Here is a 16,595-nt window from a genome sequence, read left to right on the forward strand (position 1 = left end):
CCCGGGGCAGCCGCACCGGCAGCGCCTCCTGCACCAGCAGCGCGTGCCCGTGCCAGACGCCGTGGTGCCGTACGTCGGCCACGGTGACCGGGCCGAGCGGCAGATCGGCGAGGCGATGCAGGGCGGCGGCCTCGGCGTCGACGAGGGCCCGGGTGAGCGGGTCCACGCCGAGCTTGGCGTACCCGAGCGCGCGCCCGTCGGGCGCGAGCAGTTGCAGCACCGGCTTGCGGTTCGCGCGGGCCGGACCGATGTGCATGCTGACCATGACGGGCTCACCCAGCACCTCGGTCAGGTGCGCGTCCAGCCCGGCGCCGGTCACCGCCACGCGGTCGCGGAACACCAGCGGGCCCAGGCCGAGCCGGAACGTGGCGGCCAGCCCCTGCCGGACCAGCCGGGCCTTGCGGCCGATCGCCTCGGTGGAGTGGCGGACGGCGTTCGCCGCAGCCCGAGGAGAGCCGGTGGGCACCAACAGCCGTGGCCGGGCCGCCGACGGCACCACCACCCAGCCGGTGCCGCCTCGACGCAGGGCGGGCGTGGCCGGTTCCGGCCAGATCAGTCCGGCCAGCTCGCCCAGGTACGCGGCCCGGCCGTTTCCGCCCGGGGGTGTGTGGGACACCATCAACGCTCACCGCCGGTGACGAGTCGGGGCCGTAGCCCGGGGACGCTGGTGGGAGACCGGTGCGTCGCGACGGCGCGGCGCAGCCGGTCGTTGCGCGCGAGCAGGGCGACCGTGATCAGGCCGTAGGCGAGAGTGGCTTCCATCGCGCCGTAGGTGAACTGGAAGAAGAGCATGAGGATGAGCACGAGGCTGCCGGCGATCCCGATCGGGCTGTGGTCCCGCCGGTAGCGCCAGAGGCTGTAGAGGAAGAACCCGTTGTAGCAGAGCGCCCCGACGTAACCCTGGCCGACCAGCAGTGCCCAGAACTGGCCGTTGCTGCCCAGCTCCCGGTTGCCGCACTGCGGACAGTCCTCGGACTTGCCGATGGCGATCGACCGGTTGCTGCCGATCAGTGCCCGGTTGCCGCCGTACCCGAGGACGGGCGAGTGGTTGGCCGCCTGGACGGCGCCCTGGGAGAGGGTGGTGCGGATGTCGTCGCTGTGCCCGTTCGCGAGCCGGTCGTCGAAGGTACGCCCGAGCGGGGTGGCGATGATGAGGACGCCGATCAGCCCGACCGCCAGGCCGAGCCCGCCGAGCACCAGCATCCGGCCGCGCAGCGCCAGTCGGATCGCCACGTACACCGCCGAGATGCCGAGCCCGATCCAGAGGCCCCGGTTCAGCGAGTAGATGATCGGGAAGATCGCGGCGAGCGCGATCGCGATGCCGAGTGTCCGCCGCAACGGTCGGCCCAGCACGACCCAGCCCACGATGAGCCAGATCAGCAGGATCGCGGTGTTCTCTCCCCAGGAGTTCGTGTACTCGAAGGGCGCGGACGGGCGAGGCGAGCTGGCCTCGCCCTGGATCACCTGCTGGACCTGGGCGAACTTGACGTCCATCAGCGAGGCGACGAACGGCTGGCTGGCGATCGAGTCGGGCAGGACGAAGCGCAGCGGCGCGACGAACCCGAGGGTGGGGAAGAGCGAACCGAGCCAGCCGCCGATCACGACGACGACACCCATGAACCCGAACAGCCGGACCACCCGCCGCCGGGACAGCTCCCGCTCACTCAGGTTGAGCACGTAGAGCATCACCACGGTCATCGCCACGTAGTTGGCGACGCGGATGGCCCAGCCGATGTACCGGCCGCCGCCATCGGGAGGGAGCGTGTTGGGCGAGGTGAGGTCGAGCATCAGGGCGGAGAGCACGACCCAGAGCAGCAGCACCAGCCAGATGCCGAAGCCGGGTGGCACCCGGACCGGGCCACGACGCCACAGTTGCACCACCATCGGCACCGCGAAGACGACGAAGACGAAGCTGGACAGCCCGAGCGCCCACCACACCGGCCAGAGGACGAAGAGCGCGATCAGGGGCCACGCGGTGGGCAGCCGCAACGACCAGGTGCGCGGCTGGTACACGGGTGGAACGGGCCGGATCGCGTCGCCTCCCCGGGCGTCCCCGACGAACGGGGACGCCCCGACGCCGGAGCGCTGCGGGGTGACCGTGCTCATTTCACGGTGACCTTGGCGGTGGTTGGCGCGTAGATCACCCAGGCGCTGCCGGGCCGCGGGTGCATCAGGTCACCACCGGCGTCGACGATGTTGCACACCAGCGGGAGGCCGGGCTTGCGCCAGGTGCCCTTCGCGCTGGCCGGGCCGGAGACGACCACCGCCGCACCCTCGCCGAAGACGTTCGAGGAGGGCAGTGACCGCGGCGACGGGTTCCGGACGTCCAGCGTCCGGTATTCGACGGACAGCACGATCACCGAGGTGGCGGTCACGGTGGTGGTGCCGACCTTGCCCACCCAGAGCGACTTCTGCTGGTCGTGGCGCCAGACCATGGGCGGGCCGCCGGAGACGGCGACGGTCAGCTCGGTGGCCGGGGCCAGGCCCTGGGAGGCCAGCGCCGCCCCGTCGGTGGCGTGGTCGAGCAGGGGCGTGGGCGGCTGTGCCCCCTTGGGCGCGGCCTTCCACAGCGCCGCCGTGGACGTGTTGTCGGAGTCGAACACGTCGCCGTCGTCCGCCGGAGTCACCCCGGCCAGACCGGAGTTCTCGAACTGGGTGAGGAAGCCGGTCGGGCCGCCGTCGTAGGCGACGAACGGGCGGAGCACGGCGACGGACCGGATGTCGACCGGTCGGATCTCGGCGACCGGCCCGATCCGGGCGGCGTCGCGCGAGTGGAACACCGCCGTCAGGTGCAGGGTGTCGGACTCGGCGAACTCGGCGAAGACCAGGTCCGCCTCGGCCAGACCGGACGGGGTGGTCGACGGGCTGACCCGCAGCGGCACGGCGAGAGCGGGCCGGGTGGCGACCGGTGCGGCGCTCACCGGCTGGCCGGTGAGCGGCGCGGCCGGCAGGGTCGGGGTCGGGCTCGGCGCGGAGGTGGCCAGGGCTCCCGGGTCCACGACGTCGGCGCCGCCCGGCTCGGGCTGCGGCTCACTGCACGCCGTGGGAAGGGTGAGCGCGAGGACCGAGGCGGGGATGGCGCGGAGCAGGTGCCGGCGGTTCACTCCAGGTCCTCGCCGGACTCCATCGCGTAACTGCGGCCGGTGCCGTCGGCGTCGCCGCCCCGCGACCGGTACGTGCCGCTCGCCCCGTTCACCGGTACCGGCTTGCCGGGGGTGGCCGGCTCGACCGGCTTCGCCGACCCGGCGGCGGGGGTCGAGCCGGACGGCTTCATCCGCGGCAGCACCATGGTCGACTCGACGGACGGCCCGGGGCTCGGTCGCGGCGTGGGCCGGCTCGCCGGCACGGCGGGGCGGGGGGTGGCCGGGGCGGTGTGTGCGGGCAGCCGCGGTGCCAGAACCGCGCCGAGAACCGGAGCGTTGACCTGCTCGAACTGCTGGAGCGCGGCGGTGATCTCACCGCTGCGGGTCCGGCTGTTCTCGGCCACCACGATGACCGCGTCGACGTGCCGGCCCAGCGCCTGGGCCTCCACCGCCACGTTCGGCCGCCCGGTCTCGATCAGTACGTGGTCGAAGCGGGCGGTGAGTTCGGCGAGGATCTCCAGCAGGCCGGCCACGGGCAGCTCGACGTCGGTGTCCAGGTCCCCGGGCAGCAGCACCCGGAGCTGGCCGAGCCCGGGCACCGGTGCGAGCGCCTTGAGCGCCGGCACGTCACGCCGGAGCGCCGACGCCAGGCTGTGCCGACCCTCGGCCACGCCGGTCATGGTGCTCAGCGCCGAGTCCGGCTTGGTGGTGACCAGGGCCACCTGCTGACCGGCGCGGGCGTAGGCGGCGGCCAGGTTGGCGGCCACGAATCCAGCTGCCACGCCGGCCGACCCGTCGCAGATCAGCAGCTGGCGTCCCCGGCCCGCCTCCCGTGGCTCGGGCACGGAGGCGAGCAGCACGTTGCGCAGCCGGCCCAACTCCCGCGAGATCCGGTGACCGGCCGGCAGCACGGTCAGCGACGAGGTGCGCGCCGGCAGCTCCAGCAGCAGCGGCAGGCCGACCCGGTCGGTGATGTCCCGGCCACGGCGGACCCGGGTGTCGAGCCGGTCCAGCAGCAGCGCCAGCACCATGCCGAGGAGCAGGCCGGCGCCCAGGCCGCTGGCCAGGTTCAGCGTGCGGTTCGGCGAGCTGGGGCTTTCCGGGAGCCGGGCGTCCGAGATGATCTCGCCCGGGTTGGTGTCGGTGGAGATCAGCGGGCTGAGCCGGTTGTTCAGCGAGTTGAGCTGGTTGGTCAGCACGTTTTGGTCGGCCTCGGCGCGCTCCCGCTCGACCGAGTTGCTCGGTGCCGCGACGATCCGCCCGGTTGCCACGCTGAGCTGCTTGGTCACATCTGCGATCTGCTGCCGCAGCGCCGTGGTCTCGATCTCCAGCGTCTTCTGCGCGGTGGCCTTGCGCAGGTCCAGGTAGGCCTGGGCGAAGGCGTGCGAGCCGGCCTGGGCCTGGGCGGGGGTGTCCGCCTCGTACGCCACCTGGAGGACCTGGCTGTTCGGCGGCACGGTGATGGTCACCGACCGGACCAGCTGGTCGGCCGGGGCTCCGCTCTTCATCAGCTCGCGGGCTCGCTCGGCGACGACGAGCGAGCGGACCACCTGCGCCTCGGTGTCGAGGTTCACCTTGGCGTTCGGGTTGTCACCCGTGGCGCCGACGGGGCGGACCAGCAGCGAGGTGTTCGACGTGTACCGGGCCTGCTGGAGCTGGTTCACCGCCAGCCCGCCGGCGGTGCCGAGGATCGCGGCGAGCAGCAGGATCCACCAGCGCCGGCGCAGCCAACCCAGATAGGCCGTCAGGACAAGGCCGTCGGGCTCGCTCTCGGCCACGTGGGGTGAGGGCATCAGATTCTGTCGCTCCCTTTCGACCGAGCCGGGCAGTCCACGGTGCAGCTGGACCTGACCGTGTCCTTGAGTGTCGCCGATCCGAACGAGGAGGGAAAGCCCGCCCACGTTTCGGTGAGCCCGCCGGATGTGGACAGCCGGCGTCGAGATGGCTCGTCTCCGTTGGCCATTCGGCGGGTTTCCCGGCTCCGGGCCCGGTCTTTCCCCGGAGCGGCGTCGTCGTCGACCCCGGCCCGGAGCGGTGACGGAATACTGACACAGCCCGGCCGGGCCGGGTTGCCCGGGCCGAGCTGCCCCGCGCACCCGCGTTGAGCTGGCTGATCGACCGGACGGACACTCCCGGCGTTGAGATTCCCGGGTCTATCCCATCGGTCGGCCGGAGCCCGTCCAACGGCCCCTTCATTTGTCCACCCCGCGCCAGTAGGTTGTCATGGCGCGTCCGAGGGTCATTCGCGACATCGTGACGCGGTCGCCGGGAATGGGAGGGACGTTGGTGAGCGGGTCAACCGAGGGCTCGGGTCAGATCCTGCTGGTCGGATCCAGTGGCGGGCATCTCGCCCAGCTCGTGGCTCTCGAGCCCTGGTACCGGAGCCGGAGCCGGGCGTGGGTCACCTTCGACACCCCCGACGCCCGCTCGCTCCTCCCGGGCGAGGAGGTGGTATGGGCCCACCATCCGACCACCCGCAACGTGGCGAACCTCATCCGCAACGCCTTCCTGGCGCTGAAGGTGATGCGCCAGCGCCGGGTGGACGCCGTGATCACCACCGGCGCCGGGGTCGCCCTGCCGTTCGTGGTCGCGGCCCGACTGCGCGGCGTGCCGACCGTCTACATCGAGGTGTACGACCGGATCGACAGCGCGACCCTGACAGCCCGGCTCTGTCGTCCCTTCCTCTCCGCGATGCTCGTGCAGTGGGAGGAGCAGCGCCGGATGTACCCGGAGGCCACCGTCGTGGGGAACCTGCTGTGACCGCGTTCGTCCCCCAGCCGCGGGAGGGGCACGACCCCGCACCGTCCGTGCTGGTCGTGGTCGGCACCGACGTGCACCGGTTCGACCGCCTGGTGGACTGGCTGGAGCGGTGGCACGCCGCCCGCCCGTCGGTCCGCGTCGTCCTCCAGTACGGCCACAGCCGTGTCCCGCGGCTGCCCGGGGCCACCCCGTTCCTCGGTCACGAGGAGCTCCAGCGCGCCATGGCCGAGGCCACGTTGGTGGTCAGCCACGGCGGCCCCGCCACCATCACCGAGGCCCGGCGCACCGGCCACCTGCCGATCGTGGTGCCTCGGGACCCGAACCACGACGAGCACGTCGACAACCACCAGCAGCTCTTCGCCCGGCGGCTCGGCACCGCCGGACTGGTCCGGCTCTGCTGGTCCGAGGCGGAGCTGGTCGCCGCCCTCGACGAGGGTCTGGCCGACCCCTCCCGCTTCGCCCTCGCCGACGCGGACGGGCCGGACCCGCGCGCCGAGGCGGTCGCCCGGGTCGGTCAGGTGATCGACGACCTGGTCGCCCGCCGGGTACGTCAGCGGGCCGGGGGGCGCCGGTGAGCGCGGCCCCGGTGGAGAACCCCCGTGTCCTCTTCGTCGGAGGGCTCGGCCGCAGCGGCTCGACGCTGCTGGAGCTTCTCCTCGCGCAGAGTCCGGACGTGTGCGCCGTGGGTGAGGTCGTCCACCTGTGGGAGCGGGCGCTCGGCGCGGACGAGCGGTGCGGCTGCGGCGAGCAGTTCACGGCCTGCCCGTTCTGGCGGCAGGTCGGCGAGCACGCGTTCGGCGGCTGGTCCACGGTCGACCGGGACGAGGTGCTGGCGCTCAAGGACCGGGTCGACCGCACCCGCCACATCCCACGGCTGGCCAGGAGCTCCCTCTCGGCGGCGCAGCTGGCCGACGTCCGGAAGTACGCCGACCTCTACACCCGCATCTACCGGGCGGCGCTGGCGGTCAGCGGGGCGCGGGTGGTGGTCGACTCCAGCAAGCACGCCTCGCTCGCCTTCGCGCTGCGCTGGGCGGACGGGCTGGACCTGCGGGTGCTGCATCTGGTCCGGGACAGCCGCGCGGTGGCGTACTCCTGGGGCAAGCAGGTGCGCCGTCCCGAGGTGGTCGACGGCGAGGACTTCATGCCCACCTTCTCGCCGATGGAGGTGAGCAAGCTGTGGACCGCACAGAACGCCGCCTTCCACCTGCTCGCCACCCGCGCGCAGGTGCTGCGCCTGCGCTACGAGGACTTCACCGCCGACCCGGCCGGCGTACTGCGCCGGCTCCGGCTGTTCGCCGGCCTGCCGGACGACCCGGCGGCGCTGCGCCTGCTCGGCGCACCCGGCGACGGCTCCGGGTCGGCCCGTCCGTCGGCGCACGGTGATCCGGCGCCTCCGCCGGCCGTGCCGATCCGGGCGCACAGCGTCGCCGGCAACCCGCTGCGATTCAGTGGCGGCCCGTTGACGGTACGACGGGACGAGGCGTGGCGCACCCGCCTGCCCCGTCGCAGCCGGGCCGTGGTCAGCCTGGCCACCCTGCCCTTCCGGGTCCGCTACGGCTACCTGGGCCAGCAGCGTTCCTCCGATTCCGTGGAGACTTCATGAGCGGCCCGAGCATCTCCGTCGTCGTACCGACACGGGACCGTCCAGAGCTGCTGCGCGTGGCGCTCGACGCGATCATCGGTCAGGCACACCCGGGCCCGATCGAGGCGATCGTGGTCTACGACCGTTCCGAGCCCGATCTCTCGCTGGAAATGGACCGGGGCAACCGGCGGATCCGCGTCCTGACCAACACCCGTACGCCGGGGCTCGCCGGGGCCCGCAACACCGGCATCGAGGCGTCCACCGGGGACCTGGTGGCGTTCTGCGACGACGACGACGAGTGGCTGCCCGGGAAGCTCGCCGCCCAGCTCGGCGCGCTCGACGTGCACCCGGACGGCGCTCTCGTGAGCTGCGGCATCCGGGTCAGCTACGACGACCACACCGTGGACCGTTCGCTGGACCGGTCCCGGGTGTCACTGGAGGCCCTGCTCCGCGACCGTCTCACCGAGCTGCACCCGTCCACGTTCCTGATCCGCCGGGAGGCGCTGGTCGACGCGATCGGCCTGGTCGACGAGCAGATCCCGGGCAGCTACGCGGAGGACTACGAGTTCCTGCTCCGAGCGGCCCGGTACGCCCCGCTGGTCAATCTGGAAGCTCCGTACGTGCTGGTCCGGTGGCACAAGCGGTCGTACTTCGCGCAGCGCTGGGACACGATCTCCACCGCGTTGCAGTGGCTGCTGCGCCGCTACCCCGAGTTCGCCACCGTCCCGCACGGTGAGGCCCGGGTGGCCGGCCAGATCGCCTTCGCCCAGGCCGCCATGGGAAACCGGCGCGACGCGCTCCGGTGGGCCCGCCGTACCCTGGCCCGCAATCCGCGCGAGCCGCGGGCCTACCTGGCGCTGGCGGTGGCGAGCCGGGCCGTGCAGGCCGACCGGGTGCTGCGCACGCTGCACAAGCGCGGCCGGGGCATCTGAGCCGTACGCGACGGGCGGGCGACCGAATGGGTCGCCCGCCCGTACCGTGCGGTTGATCAGGCCCCGTTGAAGGACCGCCACGCCTGGATGCTCGGCTGGTCCATCAGGCGGAAGTCGCCCTGGTCGACGACCTGGTTGTAGTACGCCACGAACTCCGGCCGCTGCCCGTTGAGGAATCCGGTCATCGAGCGGATCCACGCGGCCCGCCCGGCACCCGAGTCGCCGGGGACCAGGTCACTGCCGGTCTCGGCGAGCCCCCACGGCTTACCCAGGGCGCGGGACTTGTCGATCATCCGGTTGTAGATCTCCTGCGGCGGGGCGTACCGCTTCCATCTGGCGCCCCAGTTGTAGCAGTCCCAGCCGAGCGTCTCGATGACGTCGCCACCGGGATAGAAGGCGTCGAAGCTGCGCCCGGACTTCGGGTCGAGCGTCCAGCACATCAGGATCAGCGTGTTGACCAGCTTCGGGTTGCCCGCACGGTTGGCCAGGCCGGCCACCCGCTTCCAGGCCGTCCGGTACGCCTCGGGGGTGAAGGCGCCACGCTCGACGTCGTCCTCGGGCTCGTGGAAGTACGACCAGTAGACGTTGTGCTCACGGGGGATGGAGGCGAACCAGGAGGCGAGGCGGGAGTCGTGCTTCCCGGAGTTGATTTCCTGCGGCGAGGCCTTGAAGGAGACCACGACGGTCCGGTCCACGACGTCGCTCCGGCTGCCGTTCCAGGCCGGCGGCAGCCCGGGGTAGAACACCCTGGCCATCCGCAGCCGGCCGAAGGTCCGGTCGGAGCGTTGCAGGGCCTGGTTGAACGTCTCCCCGGTCTGGACGCCGATCGACGCCCCGGGCAGCGTCAGCCGTGCACCGCTGAAACCGGGGACCGATCCGGGTGTGGCCGGCGGCTGAGCGGACGGAGAGCCGCCGATGCCCTGGGCCGCGCTCGGGGTGGTGCTGGGCAGGCCGCCGGACGGCGTGGGCGCTCCGGCGGACGGCGCGGCGGACTGTGGTGGCGTGCCCGCCTGCGGCACCTCACTGGCCGGTGGCTTGGGGTCGGGCTGCAGTGTGGCCACGGCGACACCGGCGCTGGCCACGGCGAGCGTGACCGCCCCCGCGACTGCCAGTCGCCAGCGGCGCCGGGACGGTGCGGCGGGGGACGGCGGGAGGTCGGGACCGGTGGGTGGCCCGACCGTCGGGCCGTCGGCCCACGGGCCGTCCGGCGGTCCCGCCGCGGTGGCGGTGGTGGTGGTTGCCCACGGGTCGACGACGCCGTCGGTCGGCCCGCCCTGATGACCGGGAGTGTCCTGACCCGGCCAGGGGCCGGTCGGCCCCACCACGGCGTTGTACTGGTCTCGCTCGGCCGGCATGACCCTCCCTGGCTGGCGGCGGCCCGTCTCGGGCGTAGGTCGGCGGTGTCCGTCCGACACTATGCCCCGACCGTGTCCTCTGTGCCTACTGCGACATTCAGCCGAACGCCCGACCGGTGCCGGCCGGTGCGGGCATCTCGACGCCGGTCCGGGCGATCGCGTCGAGCAGCCGGTCGGCCAGTTCCGGACGGCACACCAGCAGGTCCGGCAGGCGTGGATCAAGGCGGTTGTAGCGCAGCGGCGAGCCGTCCACACGTGAGGCGTGCATCCCGGCGCCCAGGGCCACCGCGACCGGGGCCGCGCTGTCCCACTCGTACTGGCCGCCGGCGTGGACGTACGCGTCGACCTCGCCGGTCACCACCGCGCACACCTTGACCCCGGCGGACCCCATCGGCACCGCCCGGGCGCCGAGCAGCTCCACCAGTTCCCCGACGAAGGCCGGCGGACGGCTGCGGCTCACCGCGATGCGGACCGGTCCGTCGAGCGCCGCCGGGGCGGGGTGTCCGGTGCCGAGGACGAGTTGCCGGCCGTCCGCGGTCGACCGTGCGGGCATGCCGACCGCCCCGGCGACCAGCGCGCCGTCCGGCCCGGCCGAGCGCTGCCAGAGGGCGACGTGCACCGCCCAGTCGGTACGTCCGGACTCGGAGAACTCCCGGGTGCCGTCGAGCGGGTCGATGATCCAGACCCGGTCGGCGTCGAGGCGTGCCGCGCGTTCCCCCGTCGACCAGGCTCGACGCGAGTCGGCCTCCTCCTCGGAGAGCACGGCGTCAGCCGGGCGCCAGCGGGCCAGGGCGGCGGTCAGCAGCTCGTGCGAGGCCTGGTCGCCCGCGGCCTTCAGAGCGGCCGCGTCGGCGAAGCCCTGCCGGTCCCGCAACCCGGTCAGCGCCGTACCGGCCTGCTCGGCCAGCCACTCGGCGAACGCCTGGTCGTCGAGTCGTCCGACCTCGTCCTCGGTCACGCCCTTCACCCCTGTCCCCTGGTTCCTGCGACCCGCAATGATCCAGCGGCCGGCCCCGCCGGCGCCAGCGTCCGGTCAAATGGTGGACAGCCGGCGGGGAAGTCCTGGGTCTTCCGGGTGAACCTGGTGGACGTTCGGCCCTGCGCATGGCGAACATCGGCTGACCGGACGGGTTGACCGGCGGATCGACGGGTAAGGATCCGGTGCGGGCGCGGACCGGCCGTGGCCGCCGGGGAGGTCGTCATGCGCGCAGCGGATCGGCTGGTCGAGCAGCAGTACGAGATGCTCCTGCGGCGGGACGTGGCCCGGCTGCCGGAGCTCTACGCCGCGGACGCCTTCTACTCCATGCCGGGCGTCACCGTGCGCCCGATCGAGCTGCCGGCGCTGCTGCGCACCTGGACCGGAGCCTTCCCGGACCTCTACGTCGACCGGACCGGCGCGGTGCAGACCGCCGGCGGGGCCGCGGTCGAGATGCGGCTGACCGGCACCCAGACCGGAGTGCTGCACACTCCCTTCGGCACGGTCTCGCCCACCATGCGGACGGTCAGCTGGGACGTGGCGGACGTGGTGCGGGTCCGCCGGGGGCGGATCACGGCGTGGCGGTCCTACTTCGACTGGGGACAGCTGCTGGCCGCACTCGGCCTGCACCTGGAGGGGCTCTCCCGGGAATCGCAGCACGACCCGCTCGGCCTTCCGGTCTGATCTGCCGCCGACCGGACGAGGGGGGTCACCCGACCCGGTGGCTCAGGATGCGGACATCGCCGTGCCGACCGCACGCACCCCACCGGCTTCCGTACGCTTCGAAGCCATGACCGCCGAGCAGCTGATCTCCTTCGCCCGTGGGGCTCCCTCGCTGGACATCGTCGATGTCGAGGGGCTCAAGGCCGCCGCCGTCCGCGCGTTCGACGCCGATCCCGCCGGGGTGACGGCGTACGGCACCTCCGTCGGCTACCTTCCGCTGCGGAAGTGGATCGCCGAGAAGCACGGGGTCGAGGCCGACCAGGTGCTGATCACCAACGGTTCGTTGCAGGCCGACGCGTTCCTCTTCGACCACCTGGTCCGCCCCGGCGACGCGGTCGTGGTGGAGCGTCCGACGTACGACCGGACCCTGCTCAACCTTCAGCGGATGGGCAGCGAGCTGCACGGCATCTCGATCCAGCCGGACGGCCTGGACACCGCCGAGCTGCGCAAGCTGCTGGAGTCCGGCGTACGGCCCCGGCTGGCACACATCATCCCGAACTACCAGAACCCGGCCGGCGTGACGCTGAGCCTGGAGAAGCGGCGGGAGCTGCTCGACCTCGCCGCCGAGTACGACTTCACGATCTTCGAGGACGACCCGTACGCCGACATCCGGTTCCGGGGCGAGGCGCTGCCGTCGATGCTCTCGATGGACACCCGGAACGTGGTGGTGCACGCCTCCAGCTTCACCAAGACCGTGTGCCCCGGCGTGCGGGTGGGCTACCTGATCGGCCCGGCGGACCTGATCGCCGACATCGCGCGGAAGGCCACCAGCCTCTACATCTCCCCGGGCATGGTGTCCGAGGCGATCGTGCACCAGTTCTGCGTCTCCGGGGACATCGACCGCTCGATCGAGACGGTCTGCCGGGCGCTCGGCGAGCGGGCCCGGGTGCTCGCCGAGTCGCTGCGCCGGCACATCCCCGAGGCCCGGTTCGTCGAGCCGGACGGCGGCTACTTCCTCTGGGTCGAGCTGCCCGAGGACGTGGACGTCGACAAGCTCGCCCCGGCGGCCGCCGAGCGCGGCGTCGCGGTGGTCAAGGGCAGTGACTTCGTGGTGGACGGCGGGCGGCACGCGCTGCGGCTGGCGTACTCGGCGGTCACCGCCGACCGGATCGACGAGGGCGTCCGGCGCCTCGCCGAGGCGATGGTTGCCATCCGCGGGTGACTTTTTCTGTCGGGTTTACGACAGTAAGGCGGTAACGGCCGCTCCGGGGCTCCCGCCGGAGCGGCCGACGGCCCACAATGCTGCGAGCGTCACTCACCACCTGTAGCGCAGCTCACGTCCGGCCCCGGCCCCCACCGACCGGTGACGAGTGCGACCGCCGGCCCGCCCGGCGACAGCGTGAGGGGCGCGAGCAGCACAACCCCCGCCCCCAAAGGGCGCCGGGTGGGCCGTGTCGTCCCCTCGACCCCCCTTACGGCTCGGCCCACCCGGCGCCACCCCTGCAGCGATCGTCACGCGCGGTGAGCGCCGCGGCGGCGTACCCTGCAACGCGCGGCGCGAGCCGGAAGGGGGGCGTCATGGCGGACCGGGTGGAGCGCGGACGGACGGCGACGTCGGGTGGCGGTGGGGTGCTGAGCCCGCGGGCCTGGGCAGCGCCGGTGCGCGCGATGACCCGGCGGCTGAACGCCGACGGCTCCCAGCGCAGTCCCGAACCGGCCGGGCCCCGGCGGGCCGCCGTGGTCGACTGCGCACTGTACGTCGACGGCCGGCGGCAGCCCGGCGACTGGCACTACGCCGAGGCGCTGGCCGCGGCCCGGCGGGACAACGGCTTCGTCTGGCTCGGCCTGCACGAGCCGGAGCTGGACGAGATGTCCGCCATCGCCGCCACCTACGGGCTGCACGAGCTGGCCGTCGAGGACGCCGTCAAGGCCGAGCAGCGGCCCAAGCTGGAGCAGTTCGGCGAGGTCAGCTTCCTCGTCCTGCGTACCGCCCGCTACTGCGAGCACGCCGAGCTGACCGAGACCTCCGACGTCGTCGAGACCGGTCAGGTGATGCTCTTCATCGGACCCAACTTCCTCATCAGCGTCCGGCACGGGGACGCCTGCCGGCTCGCGTCGGTCCGGGCCGACCTGGAGGCGAAGCAGGAGCTGCTGCTGCACGGGCCGTGGTCGGTGGCGTACGCGGTCACCGACCGGGTCGTCGACCTCTATCTGGAGGTCGCCGACCAGTTGGAGGACGACCTGGACTCGCTGGAGGTCGAGGTCTTCGACCGGCAGAGCAGCGGCCGGATCCAGCGGATCTACCAGATGAAGCGGGAGCTGGTGGAGTTCAAGAGGGCGGTCGCCCCGCTGCAACGCCCGCTGCTGACGCTCACCGCGCAGACCAACCGGTACGTGCCGAAGGAGATCCGCCGGTACTTCCGGGACGTGCAGGACCACCTCAGCCGCACCGTCGAACAGGTCAACTCGTACGACGACCTGCTCAACTCGATCCTCCAGGCGCGGCTGGCCCAGGTCACGGTCGACCAGAACAACGACATGCGCAAGATCGCTGCCTGGGCGGCCATCGCCGCGGTCTGGACCGCGATCGCCGGCATCTACGGCATGAACTTCGAGAACATGCCCGAGTTGCAGTGGACGTACGGCTATCCGGGCGTGTTCGCCATCATGCTCGCGATCTCGCTGGGCCTGTACCGCTGGTTCCGCCGCAACGGCTGGCTGTAGCCCCTACGGGGACGGGGGCGGCGCGGGGAATCCCCGCGCCGCCCCCGGTCGGACCGACCGTCGGGTCAGCGACGCCCGTTGGTGCGGGCGGTGTCCTTGCCCAACGCCTTCGTGAGGTCGTCGGCCGGACGCCCGGAGACGTCCTTCGCGCCCTGCGCGACCGACGGCACCTTGTCGGTGGCGTGGACCGTGGGCTGCTTGCCGGGGGTGGTGGTGGAGGCACTCGCGCCCCCCGCCACCGCCGAACTGCCGGCGCCGGTCGGGCCACCGGCCACGCCCGAGGTGCTGGACATGGTGGAGGCGTCGGTCACCGGGGCGTCGCCCCGGCCGGAGGTACGGACCTCCAGCGTCTCCACCTCGTCGCGCATCGGCTCCAGGGTGCGGGTCGGGTCGTACTCGGCCCACTCCTGCTGCTCGCGACGCCGGCGCATGGCCATCGCGCCGGCCAGGCCCGCCACCGCACCGGCCGCCAGCAGACCGGTCATCATGGACCCGCCGCGCCGCGACTTCTTCTTGGACTTCGCCTTCATGTTCTTCGCCTTGACCTTCCTGGCCACCGCGGCCTGCTTGGCGGAGGCGGCCCTGCCACTGGCGACGGCCTTGCCGGCCGCCCCGGCCTGGGCGTTGCGCACCGCGAGGGCCACCGGCGCGAGCGCCGCGACCGTCGATGCGAAGCCGCTCGACGCGCGGTCCCGCACCAGCACGGCGGTCGGCGCGACCGCACCCCGGGCCGCCTGGACCCGCGGGCCGACCGTGGCGCCGGCACCCTTCGCCGCGTACGTGGCGGCCTGCCTCAGGTGACCGATGCCCTGGTTGAGCTCCACCTTCGCGAGCTGCCCCTGGGTCTTGCGCCGCCCGATTCCAAACACGGTCCCACCTCCTGGGAGTTGTTCCTTCGTCATCCTCCACCTTCGGATGCCTCCGCACTGCCAGATCGGGCACATGGGAGGATCCGCATGGAACTGACCAACGAGTGAGGAGTACCCGTGGCCGAGGCTGTCTACGCCACCCTGCACACCAACGCCGGCCCGATCCGGCTGGAGCTCTTCCCGAACCACGCTCCGAAGACCGTCCGCAACTTCGTGGAGCTGGCCGAGGGCACCGCGCAGTACACCGACCCGCGCACCGGTCAGCCGGGCAGCGGGCCGTACTACGACGGCACCATCTCGCACCGCGTCATCAGCGGCTTCATGGTCCAGATGGGCGACCCGACCGGCACCGGCCGTGGTGGCCCGGGTTACAAGTTCGGCGACGAGTTCCACCCGGAGCTGCGCTTCGACCGGCCGTACCTGCTGGCGATGGCGAACGCCGGGCCGGGCACCAACGGCTCGCAGTTCTTCATCACCGTGTCGCCGACCCCGCACCTGAACAACCGGCACACGATCTTCGGCCAGGTGGCCGACGAGCAGTCCGCGAAGGTCGTGGACTCGATCGCCAACACCCCGACCGGTCCGAACGACCGGCCGCTGCAGGACGTCGTCATCGAGCGGGTCGAGATCGAGCGCGGGGCCGCCTGAGCCACCGCGAGGTACCTTTGCTCGCATGACTGAGCGCCCGGGCACCTGGAGTTTCCGGTGAGCGAGTCGCCGTCGACGACCGCTCCGGTCTGCTACCGGCACCCCGGCCGGGAGACCTACGTGCGGTGCACGCGGTGTGACCGGCCGATCTGCCCGGACTGCATGCGCGACGCCTCGGTCGGGTTCCAGTGCCCGGAGTGCGTCAGCGAGGGACGCCGCAGCGTACGGCCGGCGCGTACCGCCTTCGGTGGCGGTGCCGCCGGCCGACGCGGCTACGTGACCAAGGCGTTGATCGCGCTCAACGTGCTGGTCATGCTGCTGTCCATCGCCTCGGATCGGGGTGGCGACGCGGTGGCCGGCGGCACGGGCTTCGGCGGGCTGCTCGGCGGTGGCACCCCCGTGACGGACTGGGGCGCGGTGCTCGGCTACGCGATCCTGCCGGACGGGACGATCGGCGGCATCGCCGACGGCCAGTGGTACCGCCTGGTCACCGCGATGTTCCTGCACTACGGGGTGCTGCACCTCCTGCTGAACATGTGGGGGCTGTGGCTGCTCGGCCGGGCGCTGGAGGCCCAACTCGGGCCGCTGCGGTTCGCCGCGCTCTACCTCGTGTCCGGCTTCGGCGGAAATGTCGCCGCGTACCTCCTCACCGAGCAGAACCGGCCTACCGCCGGCGCCTCGACCGCCATCTTCGGCCTGTTCGCCGCGGTGATCGTCATCGAGCGTCGGATGGGGCGGGACATCTCGCAGTTCCTGCCGGTCCTGGTGATCAACCTGGTCTTCACGCTCACCGTGCCCGGCATCTCGATCCCCGGTCACCTGGGCGGCCTGGTCGTCGGCGGGTTGATGGCGCTCGTCCTCGCGTACGCCCCGCGGTCGCGGCGGACGTTGGTGCAGGTCGCCGGTGGGGCGGTGATCGTGGTGGCGCTGCTCGGCCTGGCGCTGGTCCGCACCGCCGTGATCCTGGGCGGCTGATCCGGCGGCGCCGGGGCGGGCGGTGCCC

Annotated in this window: 15 protein-coding genes and 1 pseudogene; 9 read left to right on the top strand and 7 right to left on the bottom strand. The window is 72.6% G+C overall.

What is annotated here, in order from left to right; translation table 11 throughout:
• From AB0I76_RS08765 to AB0I76_RS08780, 4 genes and pseudogenes are all read right to left on the bottom strand, one after another.
• Positions 1–619, bottom strand: a pseudogene (locus tag AB0I76_RS08765) (hypothetical protein); the annotation flags it as partial.
• Positions 619–2,106, bottom strand: a complete 1,488-nt coding sequence (locus tag AB0I76_RS08770; protein ID WP_357031915.1) for an O-antigen ligase domain-containing protein — start codon at positions 2,104–2,106, stop codon at positions 619–621. The gene AB0I76_RS08770 and the pseudogene AB0I76_RS08765, both read right to left, overlap by 1 nt.
• Positions 2,103–3,104: a DUF3048 domain-containing protein gene (locus tag AB0I76_RS08775; protein WP_357031918.1), complete on the bottom strand. Its 1,002-nt coding sequence runs from the start codon at positions 3,102–3,104 to the stop codon at positions 2,103–2,105. The genes AB0I76_RS08770 and AB0I76_RS08775 overlap by 4 nt, the downstream gene beginning before the upstream one ends.
• Complete coding sequence (locus AB0I76_RS08780; RefSeq protein ID WP_357031921.1) at positions 3,101–4,876, bottom strand: Wzz/FepE/Etk N-terminal domain-containing protein; 1,776 nt, start codon at positions 4,874–4,876, stop codon at positions 3,101–3,103. The genes AB0I76_RS08775 and AB0I76_RS08780 overlap by 4 nt, the downstream gene beginning before the upstream one ends.
• Before the next feature lie 478 nt (positions 4,877–5,354).
• Here AB0I76_RS08780 and AB0I76_RS08785 point away from each other — a divergent pair, with 478 nt between their 5' ends.
• The 4 genes from AB0I76_RS08785 to AB0I76_RS08800 are packed head-to-tail and all read left to right on the top strand — an operon-like array spanning position 5,355 to position 8,357.
• Positions 5,355–5,843 (top strand): UDP-N-acetylglucosamine--LPS N-acetylglucosamine transferase, encoded by a 489-nt coding sequence (locus AB0I76_RS08785; RefSeq protein WP_357031924.1) that lies wholly within the window; start codon positions 5,355–5,357, stop codon positions 5,841–5,843.
• The gene (locus AB0I76_RS08790; RefSeq protein ID WP_357031927.1) at positions 5,840–6,418 is read left to right on the top strand and encodes a glycosyltransferase; all 579 of its coding nucleotides are present in this window, start codon (positions 5,840–5,842) and stop codon (positions 6,416–6,418) included. Before AB0I76_RS08785 ends, AB0I76_RS08790 begins: the two co-directional genes overlap by 4 nt.
• Positions 6,415–7,446: a sulfotransferase gene (locus AB0I76_RS08795; RefSeq protein WP_357031930.1), complete on the top strand. Its 1,032-nt coding sequence runs from the start codon at positions 6,415–6,417 to the stop codon at positions 7,444–7,446. Before AB0I76_RS08790 ends, AB0I76_RS08795 begins: the two co-directional genes overlap by 4 nt.
• On the top strand, positions 7,443–8,357 hold the full coding sequence (locus tag AB0I76_RS08800; RefSeq protein WP_357031934.1) for a glycosyltransferase family 2 protein: 915 nt from the start codon (positions 7,443–7,445) through the stop codon (positions 8,355–8,357). Before AB0I76_RS08795 ends, AB0I76_RS08800 begins: the two co-directional genes overlap by 4 nt.
• A 56-nt stretch (positions 8,358–8,413) precedes the next feature.
• Here the strand turns inward: AB0I76_RS08800 and AB0I76_RS08805 are convergent, their stop codons facing one another.
• Both AB0I76_RS08805 and AB0I76_RS08810 read right to left on the bottom strand, forming a co-directional pair.
• Positions 8,414–9,712, bottom strand: a complete 1,299-nt coding sequence (locus AB0I76_RS08805) for a hypothetical protein (protein WP_357031937.1) — start codon at positions 9,710–9,712, stop codon at positions 8,414–8,416.
• 97 nt (positions 9,713–9,809) lie between these two features.
• Positions 9,810–10,679, bottom strand: a complete 870-nt coding sequence (locus AB0I76_RS08810; RefSeq protein ID WP_357031940.1) for a 3'(2'),5'-bisphosphate nucleotidase CysQ — start codon at positions 10,677–10,679, stop codon at positions 9,810–9,812.
• 234 nt (positions 10,680–10,913) lie between these two features.
• Between AB0I76_RS08810 and AB0I76_RS08815 the strand changes: the two genes are divergently transcribed.
• From AB0I76_RS08815 to corA, 3 genes are all read left to right on the top strand, one after another.
• Positions 10,914–11,372, top strand: coding sequence for a nuclear transport factor 2 family protein (locus tag AB0I76_RS08815; RefSeq protein WP_357031943.1), 459 nt, complete (start codon positions 10,914–10,916; stop codon positions 11,370–11,372).
• A 61-nt stretch (positions 11,373–11,433) separates the two neighbouring features.
• A complete protein-coding gene (locus AB0I76_RS08820) occupies positions 11,434–12,573 on the top strand; it encodes a PLP-dependent aminotransferase family protein (RefSeq protein ID WP_357031946.1) in 1,140 nt (379 codons plus the stop codon).
• A gap of 356 nt (positions 12,574–12,929) precedes the next feature.
• Positions 12,930–14,075, top strand: coding sequence for a magnesium/cobalt transporter CorA (corA, locus tag AB0I76_RS08825; RefSeq protein ID WP_357031949.1), 1,146 nt, complete (start codon positions 12,930–12,932; stop codon positions 14,073–14,075).
• A 65-nt stretch (positions 14,076–14,140) separates the two neighbouring features.
• Here the strand turns inward: corA and AB0I76_RS08830 are convergent, their stop codons facing one another.
• Positions 14,141–14,977: a hypothetical protein gene (locus AB0I76_RS08830; RefSeq protein ID WP_357031952.1), complete on the bottom strand. Its 837-nt coding sequence runs from the start codon at positions 14,975–14,977 to the stop codon at positions 14,141–14,143.
• An 84-nt stretch (positions 14,978–15,061) separates the two neighbouring features.
• Between AB0I76_RS08830 and AB0I76_RS08835 the strand changes: the two genes are divergently transcribed.
• Together AB0I76_RS08835 and AB0I76_RS08840 are read left to right on the top strand one after the other, a co-directional pair.
• Positions 15,062–15,592: a peptidylprolyl isomerase gene (locus tag AB0I76_RS08835; protein ID WP_357031955.1), complete on the top strand. Its 531-nt coding sequence runs from the start codon at positions 15,062–15,064 to the stop codon at positions 15,590–15,592.
• Between the two features lie 57 nt (positions 15,593–15,649).
• Positions 15,650–16,567, top strand: a complete 918-nt coding sequence (locus tag AB0I76_RS08840) for a rhomboid family intramembrane serine protease (RefSeq protein ID WP_357031959.1) — start codon at positions 15,650–15,652, stop codon at positions 16,565–16,567.
• Positions 16,568–16,595 lie beyond the last annotated feature (28 nt).

Origin of the sequence: Micromonospora sp. NPDC049799 (assembly GCF_040656655.1) — a bacterium.
Lineage (GTDB): Bacteria > Actinomycetota > Actinomycetes > Mycobacteriales > Micromonosporaceae > Micromonospora.

Coding starts and splice junctions, on each gene's coding strand:
- AB0I76_RS08830 (WP_357031952.1), bottom strand. CDS start 14,977: ATGACGAAGGAACAACTCCCAGGAGGTGGGACCGTGTTTGGAATCGGG.
- AB0I76_RS08800 (WP_357031934.1), top strand. CDS start 7,443: ATGAGCGGCCCGAGCATCTCCGTCGTCGTACCGACACGGGACCGTCCA.
- AB0I76_RS08770 (WP_357031915.1), bottom strand. CDS start 2,106: ATGAGCACGGTCACCCCGCAGCGCTCCGGCGTCGGGGCGTCCCCGTTC.
- AB0I76_RS08785 (WP_357031924.1), top strand. CDS start 5,355: ATGGGAGGGACGTTGGTGAGCGGGTCAACCGAGGGCTCGGGTCAGATC.
- AB0I76_RS08780 (WP_357031921.1), bottom strand. CDS start 4,876: ATGCCCTCACCCCACGTGGCCGAGAGCGAGCCCGACGGCCTTGTCCTG.
- AB0I76_RS08815 (WP_357031943.1), top strand. CDS start 10,914: ATGCGCGCAGCGGATCGGCTGGTCGAGCAGCAGTACGAGATGCTCCTG.
- corA (WP_357031949.1), top strand. CDS start 12,930: ATGGCGGACCGGGTGGAGCGCGGACGGACGGCGACGTCGGGTGGCGGT.
- AB0I76_RS08805 (WP_357031937.1), bottom strand. CDS start 9,712: ATGCCGGCCGAGCGAGACCAGTACAACGCCGTGGTGGGGCCGACCGGC.